Here is a 12,065-nt window from a genome sequence, read left to right on the forward strand (position 1 = left end):
CGTGTCGATGTCCGGTCATACGAGGTTGCGTGCCCAGACGGAGAGCCGCTCCATGGCGGCATAACGGGTCAGGTCCACCAGCAGCGGCGTGATCGATACGCGGTTCTGGCTGACGGCATGGAAATCGGTTCCGTCGCCCGCGTCGCCCCCGCTGCCGGCGGCGCCGATCCACCAGATCGGACGCCCGCGCGGATCCTGGGACGGAATCACCGGCTCGGCGCGGTGCCGGTTGCCCAGCCGCGTGACCTCGAAGCCGCGAAGCTGGTCGTAAGGGACGTCGGGCACGTTGACGTTGAGGATGACGTTCTCCGCCAGCGGATCCAGCCGCAGCCGTTCGATCACCTGCTGCGCCACGCGTGCCGCCGTCTGGTAGTGCTGCGGGTCCGGCGAGCAGCAGGACACTGCCACCGCCGAATAGCCCAGGAACCGGCCTTCCATCGCCGCGGCGACGGTGCCCGAATACAAGGTGTCGTCGCCCAGGTTCGATCCGCAGTTGATGCCGGAGACGACCATGTCGAAGGGCTGGTCGAGCATCCCGGTCAACGCCAGGTGCACGCAGTCGGTCGGCGTGCCGTCGACGCAGCGCGTACCGTCCGCGTGGGTCTGCACGCGCACCGGCATCGAGAGCGTCAGCGAATTGCTGGCGCCACTGCGGTTGCGGTCCGGGGCCACGACCGTGACCTCGTGATGCAGGCTCAACTGGTTGCGCAGGCTGACCAGCCCGGGGGCGGTGCAGCCGTCGTCGTTGGAAAGCAGGATGCGCATGAGAGAAACCGCAAAGTAAGTGAGTAGTTTATCCGCCCCGGCCGGATCGTTTTCGCAATCCGGTCGCCGCCGACGGGCACAGGAGGAAAACTTCTCCCAAAATGGCGTCAGGACCGACCCCTGCTGTCCCTGTGAAGCCGACCTTGCCCGACGACGATTGCCAGGACTTCGCCTCCGCGATGCGCGACGTGCGGCAACTCACGCCGAGCCAGCGCGTTTCGGTGCGTCCTCCGGCGCCGGACCCGCAGCCGCGCTACAGCCGTGCCGACGAGGCCGCCGTGCTGGCTGAACTGCTGGCCGGGCCCGACCCCGACGCGTTCGAAACCGGCGACACGCTCAGCTACCAGGCCGAGGGCGTGCAGGACCGCGTGCTGCGCCAGCTGCGGCGAGGCGGCTTTCGCCTCGACGCCGAGCTCGACCTGCACGGCCTGAATCGCGACAAGGCGCGCACAGCGGTGGCGCTGTTCTTCACCGACTGCCGCGCTCGTGATCATCGCTGCGTGCGCATCATCCACGGCAAGGGACACGGGTCACCGAACTCCGGCCCGGTGCTCAAGCGCGAACTCGACGGCTGGCTGCGCAAGCTGCGCGATGTGCTGGCGTTCTGTTCGGCGCGTCCACAGGACGGCGGCAGCGGCGCGATCTACGTCCTGCTGCGTCGCGCCCTCTGATTCCCGACATGAAGAAGAAAAAGAAGATCCTGCTGACCGACTACGCGTGGTCCGACCTGTCGCTGGAGCGCCAACGCGTCGAAGCCGACGGCCACGTCCTGATCAATACGCACAAGGCGCACCCGCTGCCCGAGGTGATCACCGCGCTCTGCGCCGAGCATCGTCCGCAGGCGGTGATGACCTGCTGGGGGATCGTCACCGCCGAGGCGATCGGCCACTGCGAGGACCTGGAGATCGTCGCACGCGTCGGCGTGGGCCTGGACAACATCGATCGCCGTGCCGCGGCGGCACGCGGCGCGCTGGTCACCAACGTGCCGGACTACTGTGCCGAGGAAGTGTCCGACCACGCGGTGGCGCTGCTGCTGGACTGGGCGCGCGGCATCTCGTTCAACAACGCCGAGGTCAAGGCCGGCACCTGGGATCCGTCGCGCGCCACGCCGCACCGCGTGCGCAATCTCACCGTCGGCATCGCCGGATTCGGCCGCACCGGGCGGCTGGCCGCGAACAAGCTGCGCGGCTTCGGCTGCACGCTGATCACGTACAGCCGCACGCGCGCGCCGGATCATCCGGCCGATGTCGAGTGGGTCGATTTCGACGGCCTGCTGACGCGCAGCGACGCCATCCTCGTGCTGCTGCCGCTGGCCCCCGAGACGCGTTACCTGTTCGACGCGAAGGCGCTGTCGCGCATGAAGCGCGGCAGCCTGCTGGTCAACGTCAGCCGCGGGCCGCTGGTCGACAACGCGGCGCTGATCGCGGCGCTCGACGCCGGAACGATCGGGGCCGCCGCGCTCGACGTGGTGGACGGCGAGCCCTCGCCACCCGCCTTCGTCACGGGCCATCCCAAGATCGTCGCGACGCCGCATATCGCGTTCTCCTCACCGGCCGCGGTGGAGGAACTGCGGCAGCGGTCGGTGGAGGAAGTCCTGCGCGTGCTGGCGGGCCAGGCGCCGCGGAATCCGGTGGCGCCGCCGTAAGCCATACAGCCCGGGCGTTGAATCCAGCGAAGCCAGGTGCGCGGATTCAGAGGGGGATCCCGGGTTTCACCCGGGCTACGGGGATGGGTCTCCGCACGGCTATCCGTCGAACGCGCTTCGTTCAGGTCGTTTCGGTCTGCCTGGCAAATCCGCGGTCATCGATCCAGCGCGTGATCGACCCGTGGCGACGCATGCCTACGCGCTGCGATCGCCGCGCAATGCGATCAGCACCACGGCGTGACCCGCCATGCCTTCCTTGCGGCCGATGTGGCCCATGCGCTCGTTGGTCGTGGCCTTCACGTTCACAGCGCCGGGCGACACGCGCAGGTCCTCGGCCAGCCGCGCGCGCATCAGGTTCACGTGGGGCGCAACCTTCGGCACTTCGGAGATCAAGGTCAGATCGGCGTTGACGACCGCATAGCCCAGGTCATCCACGCGCGCGACGACATCGCGCAGCAACTCGCGGCTGTCGACGCCCTTGAACTTGGCGTCGGTGTCCGGGAAGAACTTGCCGATGTCGCCCAGCGCACAGGCGCCGAGCAGCGCATCGCACAGGGCATGGATCAGCACGTCGCCGTCGGAGTGGGCGATCAGCCGCCAGACACAGGGAATCTGCACACCGCCGAGCGTGACGCCGTCGCCGGCTTCGATCCGGTGGGCGTCGTAGCCATGGCCGATGCGGAACGCGAGATCCGGCGGCCCGGCGTCGCGCGATCGGGGCCGGAACACCCTCGTCACCGGCGCCGCGACGGCCGAGCGCTTCTTGGCGGAGGACGATCGCGCGACCTGCTTCTTCGGTGCACCGGCCCGCGCGGACGCGGAACGTCGCTTGTCGCCGTCGGCCGGCTTGCGACTCAAGGCTGCGACTCCGCATGACCGAGCCAGAACTCGGCCAGCAACAGGTCTTCCGGATACGTGACCTTGAGATTGCTCTCGCGGCCGCGGATTAGGCGCGGCTTGTAGCCGGCACGTTCCATCGCGCTGGCCTCGTCGGTGACTTCGAGATTGCGCTCTTCGCATTCGCCCAGCGCCTGGCGCAGCAGGTCCAGGCGGAAGAGCTGCGGCGTCTGTGCGCGCCACATCAGCGATCGGTCCAGCGTGCCGGCGACCTTGCCCTTCTTGGCTTTCTTCAGCGTGTCGGTGACCGGCATCGCGAGCAGGCCGCCGTGCTTGTCGTCGGCCTCGTCGCGCAGGCGTTCGAGGTCGGACCAGTCCAGGCAGGGTCGCGCGGCGTCGTGAACCAGCACGAACACGTGCTCGAACCCGCGGGTGCGGTCGGCCACGCATTCGAGTCCGGCGAGCACCGACTCGGCGCGCGCCGAACCGCCGGTGGTGAGGACGATCTTGGGATGCCGTGCGATCGGCAGCCTGGCGTAATCCTGATCGGACTTGGCCAGCACCAGCACCACGCCGTCGATCCAGCCGGAATCGAGAAACGGCGCCACGCTCCATTCGATCAGCGATCGCCCGCGCAGCGGAAGGTACTGCTTGGGCTTGTTGATCCCCATGCGGGCACCGCCACCGGCAGCTGGAATCACCGCCCAGTAGCGCGGCGCCTTGCCATTGGATTTCACGCGGGAGCCCGGGGCCTCGATCGAAGGGAGACGTCGCGCCGGGCCGGAACAGCCGCTACTGCACGACGAGGTAGAAGGTTTCGCCCGGCTTGATCATGCCCAGCGTCGTGCGGGCACGCGCCTCGATGGCGGCCTGGCCCGACTTGAGATCCTGCACCTCGGCGTCGAGCTCGGCATTGCGTACCGCCAGCTGCTGGTTCTCGGCGTGGGCCGCGTCGGCCTGCTCGAGCAGGCGCGTCCGGCTGCTCACGCCATCGTCCGACACCCAGAGTCGCCACTGCAGACCGGTGAAGATCAGGGCGAGGATGACGATGATGGCGGGCTTGAGCATGGCGCTGACGCGCTCCGGATCCGGCTACGGGATCATGACAGGAAAAGCACCCCGGCCGGGATAGCGCGCGCGGCTGCCGAGCTCGCGCTCGATGCGCAGCAGCTGGTTGTACTTGGCCATGCGGTCCGAGCGGCACAGCGAGCCGGTCTTGATCTGCGTAGCCGCCGTGCCCACCGCGATGTCGGCGATGGTGGCGTCCTCGGTCTCGCCCGAACGATGGCTGACCACCGACGAGTAGCCGGCGTCGGTCGCCATCTGGATGGCGTCCAGCGTCTCGGACAGCGTGCCGATCTGGTTGGGCTTGATCAGGATCGAGTTGGCGATGCCCTCGGCGATGCCGCGCGACAGGATCTTGGTGTTGGTGACGAACAGATCGTCGCCGACGAGCTGCACCTTGGAGCCGACCTTCTTGGTCAGCAGCGCCCAGCCTTCCCAGTCGCCTTCTGCGCAGCCGTCCTCGACCGAGATCACGGGGTACTTCGCGCAGATGTTGGCGAGGTAGTCGGTGAACTGGTCGGGCGTGAAGGTCTTGCCCTCGCCGTGCAGGTTGTACTTGCCCTTCTCGAAGAACTCCGACGAGGCCACGTCCAGGCCCAGGTAGATGTCCTTGCCCGGCTTGAAACCGGCCTTCGTGATCGCCTCGAGCAGGCAGTCCAGCGCCGCGACGTTGGACGCCAGGTTCGGCGCGAAACCACCCTCGTCACCAACCGAGGTGCTCAGGCCACGATCCTTCAACACCTTCTTGAGCGTGTGGAACACCTCGGCGCCCCAGCGCAGGGCCTCCGAGAAGCTCGCCGCACCGACCGGCAGGATCATGAACTCCTGGACGTCGATGTTGTTGTCCGCATGCGCGCCGCCGTTGATGACGTTCATCATCGGCACCGGCAGCGTGTTGGCGCTGATGCCGCCGAGATGGCGGAACAGCGACAGGCCGTTCTCGAGCGCTGCCGCCTTGGCCGCGGCCAGGCTCACCGCGAGGATCGCATTGGCGCCCAGGCGCGACTTGTTCTCGCTGCCGTCGGCTTCGATCATCGCGCGGTCGACACCGGCCTGATCCTGCGCGTCCAGCCCTTCGACGGCCCTGGCCAGCTCGCCTTCGACGTTGGCGACGGCCTTGGCCACGCCCTTGCCCAGGTAGCGGCCCTTGCCCTTCTTGGGCGCCCCATCACGAAGCTCCACCGCCTCGCGCGATCCGGTGCTGGCGCCGCTGGGCGATGCGGCCCGGCCGACGGCGCCGGATTCGAGCATCACTTCGGCCTCCACGGTGGGATTGCCGCGGGAATCGATGATTTCCAGACCGGTGACGCGCGTGATGATGGACATTGAGCCTTCGTGAGCGAGCGGATTACGGGCGCATTCTAATGGCGTTGGCGCGCGTACGGACACGCTGCGGCAGCGGGAGCGCTACGCCCGTTGGCGCCAGAATGGCCGCATCAGGCTGCGCGGATGCCGTAGCCAGCTCACCTCGCAAGCCAGCCGAACCCACCAATGAGTCCCCTGCGTGGCGCCAACGGACGGCCGACGAAGCTGCTCGCGGTACTGGCGCCACTTCACGCCGCGATCGGGTCCGCTGATCACCCTCGTCAAGTGGCCCACGTGGAACGGCACCTTGCGGCGCCATTGGATGTCGTTTCGCGGCGCCGCCTGGACCGGCAACGATTCTCCCAGCGTCCCGCGGTACCAAAGCCAGGGCAGATCGTTACCGCGTGCCACGTCGCAGCTGATCATCTGGTACGCCCGCGGGTTGAGGTCGATGGCCAGGCGACGATCACCGTCCACCAGCATCTCGACCTCGAACAATCCGTGGCGGACGAATCCGCCGGCGATTCGTCGTCCCTCCGCAAGGCTCCTCGCGTCCAGCTCCGAGACGAAGCAGGTACCGATACCGATGCCGGGCGGAAACTGTTCGGTCTTGCGCACCGCGGCGTCGGCGACGATTCCCGTCCGCCGATCGCGCAGGCCGCAAAGCGAATGCACCGTTCGTCCCGCTGCCGGCAGGAACTGTTGCACCATCGGCCAGCGCAGTTCCGGGTACCGCACCATCAAGGGTTCCTGTCCGGGTACCGCATCGCAAGGGCGAAAGTCGCGGAGGAACTGCTCCCTGCTGTCGACGACCGAACCCCGGTAGGCCATCCCGATGCCCAGATGCGAGCGGGGCTTGATGATCACCGGGTAAGGCAGTTCTTCTGCAAGCTCCGCGGCGTCTTCGAGGGATTCCGGATACCAGGTCCGCGGGACATCGATCCCGAGTTCGTCGCAGCGCCGGTTGAAGCGCGACTTGATCAGGACCGTTTCGATTTCCTCGACGGTATGGATCGTGTCCCGAACTTCGGGCGGGAAATCGTCCCGCAGCACAGCGCAGTGGTAGGCGAGCAGGTCGGACGTCGGCGCGACCCGCGTGATCTCTCCAGAACGGAGCTTCTGCTGCAGCCAGGCTTGAAAGGCGGCGAAGTCGACCGGGTCGGGGCAACGCCCGGTCCCGGCGCAATAGGGAGACCAGCGACCCGGCGGGAATCTGCCGGTGCTGTAAACGTGGACGGGAACGCCGCGATCTCCGAGCGATGAAAGAACAGTCAGAGACGACGGAAACTCGGTGTCGAAGATCGCTACAGCTGCGAACAGCAACGAACGGGCCTGCTCAGTCAGCGCCATAAGCCATTGTCGGTACGGTGTAAGACCGACAGCTTATGGCGTCGAAACGGGCGGTGCCTGAACGTGCCGTTCAGTCAAAGCGAAAGGCACGCACCGCGGACGAACCCAAAGAAGCTTGAGGCAGGCTCCCTAGCTCTTCAGCGAAGATTCCAGCAGAGGCTTGCGCTTGACCACGCGATCGAGCTCGACCAGCGTTTCGAGCAACCCCTCGATTTCCTTCAGCGGCAGCGAATTCGGCCCGTCGCACAGCGCCGAATCCGGATCCGGGTGCGTCTCCATGAACAGCCCCGCCACGCCCGCACCGACGGCCGCACGGGCCAGCACGGGAATCATCTCGCGCATGCCGCCCGAGGCGTTGCCCTGCCCGCCCGGCAGCTGCACCGTGTGCGTGGAATCGAACACCACCGGCGCGAACTTGCGCATGATCGCCAGACCGCGCATGTCGGCCACGAGGTTGTTGTAGCCGAAGCTGAAGCCGCGCTCGCAGAGCATGAACTGGTGCGGCGCCACCGCCGTCATCTTCTCGATGACGTTGCCCATCTCCCACGGCGACATGAACTGGCCCTTCTTCACATTGATGGGCCGGCCGCTCATCGCCCACTTCTGCATGAAATTGGTCTGGCGGCACAGGAAGGCCGGCGTCTGGATCACGTCGATGACGGCCGCGACCTCGTTCACAGGGGTGTCCTCGTGCACGTCGGTGAGCACCGGCACGCCGATCTGCTTCTTCACGTTCTCCATGATCTTCAGGCCGCCTTCGAGGCCCGGTCCGCGGTAGCTCTTGTGCGAGCTGCGGTTGGCCTTGTCGAAGCTGCCCTTGAAGACGTAGAGGATGCCGAGGCGATCCGCGATCGCCTTGATGTGGCCCGCCACCTCGATCGCCAGTTCCTGCGATTCGAGCGTGTCGGGGCCGGCGATGAAGAAGATCGGATGTTCGATGCCGATGTCGCGTCCGAGCAGTTTCATGTCGATTCGGGATGGAGGCGGGAGATGGTCAGCATAAAGGATAGTCCCCCGCCTGCGGCCGCCGACGGTTGCCGGGATTACCCGTGGGCCTTCGCTAAACTCGACGCGTTCCCTCCTCACGGTGTCCCCATGTCCGACTCTCCCGCTGCCACGCCGATCCTGAGCACGACGGACGGCGGCGTCCTGACGCTGCGCTTCAACCGACCCGACAAGAAGAACGCGATCCTGCAGTCGATGTACTCGGCGCTGGCCGATTCCATCAACGCCGCGGCGAGCGATCCTTCGGTGCGCGTACTGGTGATCGCGGGCGGCACCGACGCGTTCTCGGCCGGCAACGACATGGTCGACTTCATGAAGGCGGCGCAAGCCGGCGGCAGCGGCGGCGACTCGCCGACGATCCGCTTCATGAATGCGCTGGCCGCATTCCCCAAGCCGGTGCTGGCGGCCGTCAACGGGCTGGCCATCGGCATCGGCGTAACGCTGCTGCTGCACTGCGACCTCGTCTACGCCGGCGAGAACGCGCGCTTCACGATGCCGTTCGTGAACATCGGCATCGTTCCCGAATACGCCTCGACGTACCTGATGCCGCGCATCATGGGGCACGCGCGCGCGATGGAGATGGTGCTCTTCGGCGAGCCGTTCACCGCCGCGCATGCGCGCGAATGCGGAATGGTCAACGAGGTCCTGCCGGATGCGGACGTCGAAGCCCGTGTCGCGGAACGCGCGAAGAAGCTGGCGCAGCAGCCGCCCAATGCCATCCGCACATGCAAGAAGCTGATGAAGCGCTGGACCGAGAAGACGGTGACCGAGGCGATCCCGATCGAGTCCTTCCACTTCGGACCGATGCTGTCCAAGCCCGAAGCGCAGGAGGCCATCGGCGCCTTCCTGCAGAAGCGCAAGCCGGACTTCTCGAAGTTCAGCTGAGCGTTTCATGTCCGGCTTCCAGGAAGCGGTGGATCTGCGCGACGAGTGCGCATCGCTCACCGCGCTGCTTCGCACGCTGAGGTCCGGGGACTGGCAGCAGCCCACACCGTTCAAGAGCTGGACGCCGTGGGATGTCGTGGCGCACCTGCACCTGTCCGACCTGTGGGCGCGCGCCTCGCTGCGCTCGCCGGCGGATTTCAAGGCGGAGGTCGCGCCGCTGTTCGCCGCCATCCAGCGGCGCGTGAGCCTGCGCGACTTCACGCGCGAGCGCTTCGCCGGGGTCGAGGGCGCGGCACTGCTCGATGCCTGGTCGGCCTGCCTGGACGCCCTGTGCGCGGACCTAGCGCGGACCGATCCGAAAGCCCGGCTCGCGTGGTTCGGACCCGACATGGGCGCGCGCATGTTCGCCACCGCGCGCTACATGGAAACCTGGGCGCACGGGCAGGACATCTACGACCTGCTCGGCAAGGCCCGCGTCTACACCGACAGCCTGCAGTCCATCGCGACGCTCGGCGTGCGCACGTACGAGTTCTGCTTTCGCAATCGTGGGCAGACGCCACCGGCGCCCACTCCGTACGTGCGACTCGTCGCGCCGTCGGGCGCCATCTGGGAATGGAACGAGCCCTCGGACACCGATCGCGTCACCGGGCTGGCAAGCGAGTTCTGCCACGTCGTCACGCAGAACCGGAACATTGCCGATACCGGCCTGCAGGCGGTCGGCGATCCGGCACAGCGCTGGATGGCGGTTGCGCAGTGTTTTGCCGGGCCACCTGAAAATCCGCCTCCACCCGGTTCGCGAATCGCCCCGTAGCCCGGCCGAAGTCCGGGACTCTCGAGCTCGACGGATGTGCGATCCCGGACTTCGTCCGGGCTACGACGGGCGTCCCCGACTCTCATCTCCAAAAACGATTCGCCGGACGTGTCGATTCCGGTCGACGTCATTCGTCGTCCAGATGAGGCGCGAATCAGCGCCCGCCGGTTTCCGACCGAAGCCGTTCAACAGAACTGGAGAGCCGTATGGACTATGTCGATGGTTTCGTCGCCCCCGTGCCGACCGCAAAGCGCGAGGAATATCGCGAATTCGCCGAGAAAGCCGCTGCGATATTCCGCAAGCACGGCGCCTCGAGGGTGGTCGAATGCTGGGGCGACGACGTGCCGGAAGGAAAGCTCACGTCGTTCCCGATGGCGGTCAAGCTGGAAGCGGGTGAAACCGCGGTGTTCTCGTGGATCACCTGGCCGTCCCGCGCCGCGCGCGACGAGGGCATGAAGAACGCGATGGCGGAACCGGGCTTCCAGCCCGGCGCCAACCCGATGCCGTTCGACGGCAAGCGCATGATCTTCGGCGGCTTCCAGATGATCGTGGATCACTGAAGCCGCGCCCACGAAAAAGGCCCTGTCGATGACAGGGCCCTTCTTCGCAACTCATCCGGAAAATTCCGAATGCGCTACCGGCGCATCGGGATTCCCCTGCGCAAGATCGTCAGACCTTGCCGGTCAGCTCGGGGACGACCTGGAACAGATCGCCGACGAGACCGAAATCGGCCACTTCGAAGATCGGCGCCTCGGCGTCCTTGTTGATTGCCACGATCGTGCGGGCGTCCTTGATGCCGGCCAGATGCTGGATCGCACCCGAGATGCCGATGGCGATGTACAGCTCCGGCGCGATGATCTTGCCGGTCTGGCCCACCTGCATGTCGTTGGGCACGTAGCCCGAGTCGACGGCGGCACGCGAAGCGCCCACGCCGGCGCGGAGCTTGTCCGCGAGGTCGTAGATGATCTTGAAGTTTTCGCTGCTGGCCAGCGCACGGCCGCCCGAGACGACGCGGTTGGCCGACTGCAGTTCCGGACGATCCGACTTCTGCGCTTCGAGATTCACGAAGCGCGTGTGCGTGGGAATCGTCGCGGACACGCTGGCCGATTCGACCGCCGCACTGCCGCCCTGCGCCGCAGCCTGGAACGAGGCCAGGCGCACGGTGCCGAGAATCAGCGGGCTGGCCGGGGCTTCGACCGTGGTGATCGCGTTGCCGGCGTAGATCGGACGATCGAACGACGTCGGCGAATTGACGGCCATGATGTCGCTGACCTGCTGCACGTCGAGCTTGGCGGCCACGCGCGGGGCGAGGTCCTTGCCGAACGTGGTGCCCGGGAACAGCACGTGGCTGTAGCCCTTCGCGAGTTCGACGATCTGCGGTGCGAGCGCAGCGGCGAGCAGATGCTCGTTGGCGGCGTTGTTGACCGTCAGGACCTTGGTGACGCCGGCGATCTTGGCGGCCTCGGCGGCGACGGCAGCGCCGTCGACGGCGAACACCGCGACGACGACTTCACCGCCGATGGCGACGGCAGCGGACACGGTCTTGGAAACAGCTGCGCTGAGCTTGCCGTCGGCGTGCTGCGCAATGACGAGAACTTTGGACATGATTTCGAATTCCTGTTGAGAGCGGGCGCTTAGAGCAGGCCCTTGCCCTTGAGCGCGGCAACGAGTTCATCGACGGTCTTGACCACGATGCCCTTGGAGCGCTTCGGCGGCGCCGACGTCTTGGTGGTCTTCAGTCCGGCGCCCGGCGTGACGCCCAGCGACGAGAAGCTCTGCACGTCGATCGGCTTCTTCTTGGCCTTCATGATGTCCGGCAGCTTGAGATAGCGCGGCTCGTTGAGGCGAAGATCGGCGGTGATGACGGCCGGCAGATCCACTTCCAGCGTCTCGAGACCGGCGTCGACTTCGCGCGTCACGGTGGCCTTGTTGCCGTCGAGCTCGACCTTGGACGCGAACGTCGCCTGCGGCAGGTCGAGCAGCGAGGCGACCATCTGGCCGGTCTGGTTGGCGTCGTCGTCGATGGCCTGCTTGCCGGCGAAGAACACCTGCGCGCCTTCCTTCTTGAACGCGGCGGCCAGGGCCTTGGCGGCGGTCAGCGGCTGGATCTCGCCTTCTTCCTTGATGTGGATGGCGCGATCGGCACCGAAGGCGAGCGCGGAGCGCAGCGTCTCTTCGTTCTTCGCACCACCGACCGTGATCGCGATGATCTCGGTGATCTTGCCCTTTTCCTTCAGACGGACCGCTTCTTCCATCGCGATCTCGTCGAACGGATTCATCGAGTGCTTGACGCCCTCGGTCACGACACCGGATCCGTCCGGCTTGACCTGGATGCGGACGTTGTAATCGACCGCTCGCTTGACGCTGACAAGTGCTTTCATTGCTTCCCTCTGTAGG

The 12,065-nt window shown here is 66.6% G+C and carries 14 protein-coding genes; 5 read left to right on the top strand and 9 right to left on the bottom strand.

Features of this window, described 5'->3' with window-relative positions; genetic code table 11:
• Window positions 1–15 precede the first annotated feature (15 nt).
• Window positions 16–765 (bottom strand): 5'/3'-nucleotidase SurE, encoded by a 750-nt coding sequence (gene surE, locus DFR24_RS08115; protein WP_133880776.1) that lies wholly within the window; start codon window positions 763–765, stop codon window positions 16–18.
• A 143-nt stretch (window positions 766–908) separates the two neighbouring features.
• Between surE and DFR24_RS08120 the strand changes: the two genes are divergently transcribed.
• Together DFR24_RS08120 and DFR24_RS08125 are read left to right on the top strand one after the other, a co-directional pair.
• Entirely contained in the window at window positions 909–1,436 is a 528-nt protein-coding gene (locus DFR24_RS08120; protein ID WP_246051553.1) for a Smr/MutS family protein, read from the top strand.
• An 8-nt stretch (window positions 1,437–1,444) separates the two neighbouring features.
• Window positions 1,445–2,410 (top strand): C-terminal binding protein, encoded by a 966-nt coding sequence (locus DFR24_RS08125; protein ID WP_133880778.1) that lies wholly within the window; start codon window positions 1,445–1,447, stop codon window positions 2,408–2,410.
• A 195-nt stretch (window positions 2,411–2,605) separates the two neighbouring features.
• Here the strand turns inward: DFR24_RS08125 and ispF are convergent, their stop codons facing one another.
• The 6 genes from ispF to kdsA all read right to left on the bottom strand — a co-directional run bounded on the left by ispF (window position 2,606) and on the right by kdsA (window position 7,933).
• Window positions 2,606–3,139, bottom strand: a complete 534-nt coding sequence (gene ispF, locus DFR24_RS08130; protein WP_133881524.1) for a 2-C-methyl-D-erythritol 2,4-cyclodiphosphate synthase — start codon at window positions 3,137–3,139, stop codon at window positions 2,606–2,608.
• 125 nt (window positions 3,140–3,264) lie between these two features.
• A complete protein-coding gene (ispD, locus tag DFR24_RS08135) occupies window positions 3,265–3,984 on the bottom strand; it encodes a 2-C-methyl-D-erythritol 4-phosphate cytidylyltransferase (RefSeq protein ID WP_133880779.1) in 720 nt (239 codons plus the stop codon).
• 55 nt (window positions 3,985–4,039) lie between these two features.
• Complete coding sequence (locus DFR24_RS08140) at window positions 4,040–4,315, bottom strand: septum formation initiator family protein (protein ID WP_133880780.1); 276 nt, start codon at window positions 4,313–4,315, stop codon at window positions 4,040–4,042.
• A 24-nt stretch (window positions 4,316–4,339) separates the two neighbouring features.
• A complete protein-coding gene (eno, locus tag DFR24_RS08145; RefSeq protein WP_133880781.1) occupies window positions 4,340–5,638 on the bottom strand; it encodes a phosphopyruvate hydratase in 1,299 nt (432 codons plus the stop codon).
• 81 nt (window positions 5,639–5,719) lie between these two features.
• Window positions 5,720–6,967, bottom strand: coding sequence for a hypothetical protein (locus tag DFR24_RS08150; protein WP_133880782.1), 1,248 nt, complete (start codon window positions 6,965–6,967; stop codon window positions 5,720–5,722).
• Between the two features lie 129 nt (window positions 6,968–7,096).
• Window positions 7,097–7,933 (bottom strand): 3-deoxy-8-phosphooctulonate synthase, encoded by an 837-nt coding sequence (kdsA, locus tag DFR24_RS08155; protein ID WP_133880783.1) that lies wholly within the window; start codon window positions 7,931–7,933, stop codon window positions 7,097–7,099.
• A 129-nt stretch (window positions 7,934–8,062) separates the two neighbouring features.
• Here kdsA and DFR24_RS08160 point away from each other — a divergent pair, with 129 nt between their 5' ends.
• The 3 genes from DFR24_RS08160 (at window position 8,063) to DFR24_RS08170 (ending at window position 10,228) form a co-directional block, all read left to right on the top strand.
• Window positions 8,063–8,857 carry an enoyl-CoA hydratase gene (locus DFR24_RS08160; protein ID WP_133880784.1) on the top strand — a complete coding sequence of 265 codons (795 nt, stop codon included), beginning with the start codon at window positions 8,063–8,065 and terminating at the stop codon, window positions 8,855–8,857.
• Window positions 8,858–8,864: 7 nt separating this feature from the next.
• Window positions 8,865–9,668 carry a TIGR03084 family metal-binding protein gene (locus tag DFR24_RS08165; RefSeq protein WP_133880785.1) on the top strand — a complete coding sequence of 268 codons (804 nt, stop codon included), beginning with the start codon at window positions 8,865–8,867 and terminating at the stop codon, window positions 9,666–9,668.
• Window positions 9,669–9,874: 206 nt separating this feature from the next.
• A complete protein-coding gene (locus DFR24_RS08170; protein ID WP_133880786.1) occupies window positions 9,875–10,228 on the top strand; it encodes a DUF1428 domain-containing protein in 354 nt (117 codons plus the stop codon).
• Window positions 10,229–10,337: 109 nt separating this feature from the next.
• On the opposite strand, the gene DFR24_RS08175 is transcribed toward DFR24_RS08170, so the two are convergent.
• Together DFR24_RS08175 and DFR24_RS08180 are read right to left on the bottom strand one after the other, a co-directional pair.
• Window positions 10,338–11,273 carry an electron transfer flavoprotein subunit alpha/FixB family protein gene (locus DFR24_RS08175; protein ID WP_133880787.1) on the bottom strand — a complete coding sequence of 312 codons (936 nt, stop codon included), beginning with the start codon at window positions 11,271–11,273 and terminating at the stop codon, window positions 10,338–10,340.
• Between the two features lie 29 nt (window positions 11,274–11,302).
• Window positions 11,303–12,049, bottom strand: a complete 747-nt coding sequence (locus tag DFR24_RS08180) for an electron transfer flavoprotein subunit beta/FixA family protein (protein WP_133880788.1) — start codon at window positions 12,047–12,049, stop codon at window positions 11,303–11,305.
• Between the last annotated feature and the right edge of the window lie 16 nt (window positions 12,050–12,065).

It is taken from the genome of Panacagrimonas perspica (genome assembly GCF_004364935.1).
Lineage (GTDB): Bacteria > Pseudomonadota > Gammaproteobacteria > Nevskiales > Nevskiaceae > Panacagrimonas > Panacagrimonas perspica.

Excerpts from the sequence above, each read along its gene's own strand:
- surE (WP_133880776.1), bottom strand. The coding sequence starts at position 765 with ATGCGCATCCTGCTTTCCAACGACGACGGCTGCACCGCCCCCGGGCTG.
- DFR24_RS08125 (WP_133880778.1), top strand. The coding sequence starts at position 1,445 with ATGAAGAAGAAAAAGAAGATCCTGCTGACCGACTACGCGTGGTCCGAC.
- DFR24_RS08140 (WP_133880780.1), bottom strand. The coding sequence starts at position 4,315 with ATGCTCAAGCCCGCCATCATCGTCATCCTCGCCCTGATCTTCACCGGT.
- eno (WP_133880781.1), bottom strand. The coding sequence starts at position 5,638 with ATGTCCATCATCACGCGCGTCACCGGTCTGGAAATCATCGATTCCCGC.
- DFR24_RS08150 (WP_133880782.1), bottom strand. The coding sequence starts at position 6,967 with ATGGCGCTGACTGAGCAGGCCCGTTCGTTGCTGTTCGCAGCTGTAGCG.
- kdsA (WP_133880783.1), bottom strand. The coding sequence starts at position 7,933 with ATGAAACTGCTCGGACGCGACATCGGCATCGAACATCCGATCTTCTTC.
- DFR24_RS08160 (WP_133880784.1), top strand. The coding sequence starts at position 8,063 with ATGTCCGACTCTCCCGCTGCCACGCCGATCCTGAGCACGACGGACGGC.
- DFR24_RS08165 (WP_133880785.1), top strand. The coding sequence starts at position 8,865 with ATGTCCGGCTTCCAGGAAGCGGTGGATCTGCGCGACGAGTGCGCATCG.
- DFR24_RS08170 (WP_133880786.1), top strand. The coding sequence starts at position 9,875 with ATGGACTATGTCGATGGTTTCGTCGCCCCCGTGCCGACCGCAAAGCGC.
- DFR24_RS08175 (WP_133880787.1), bottom strand. The coding sequence starts at position 11,273 with ATGTCCAAAGTTCTCGTCATTGCGCAGCACGCCGACGGCAAGCTCAGC.
- DFR24_RS08180 (WP_133880788.1), bottom strand. The coding sequence starts at position 12,049 with ATGAAAGCACTTGTCAGCGTCAAGCGAGCGGTCGATTACAACGTCCGC.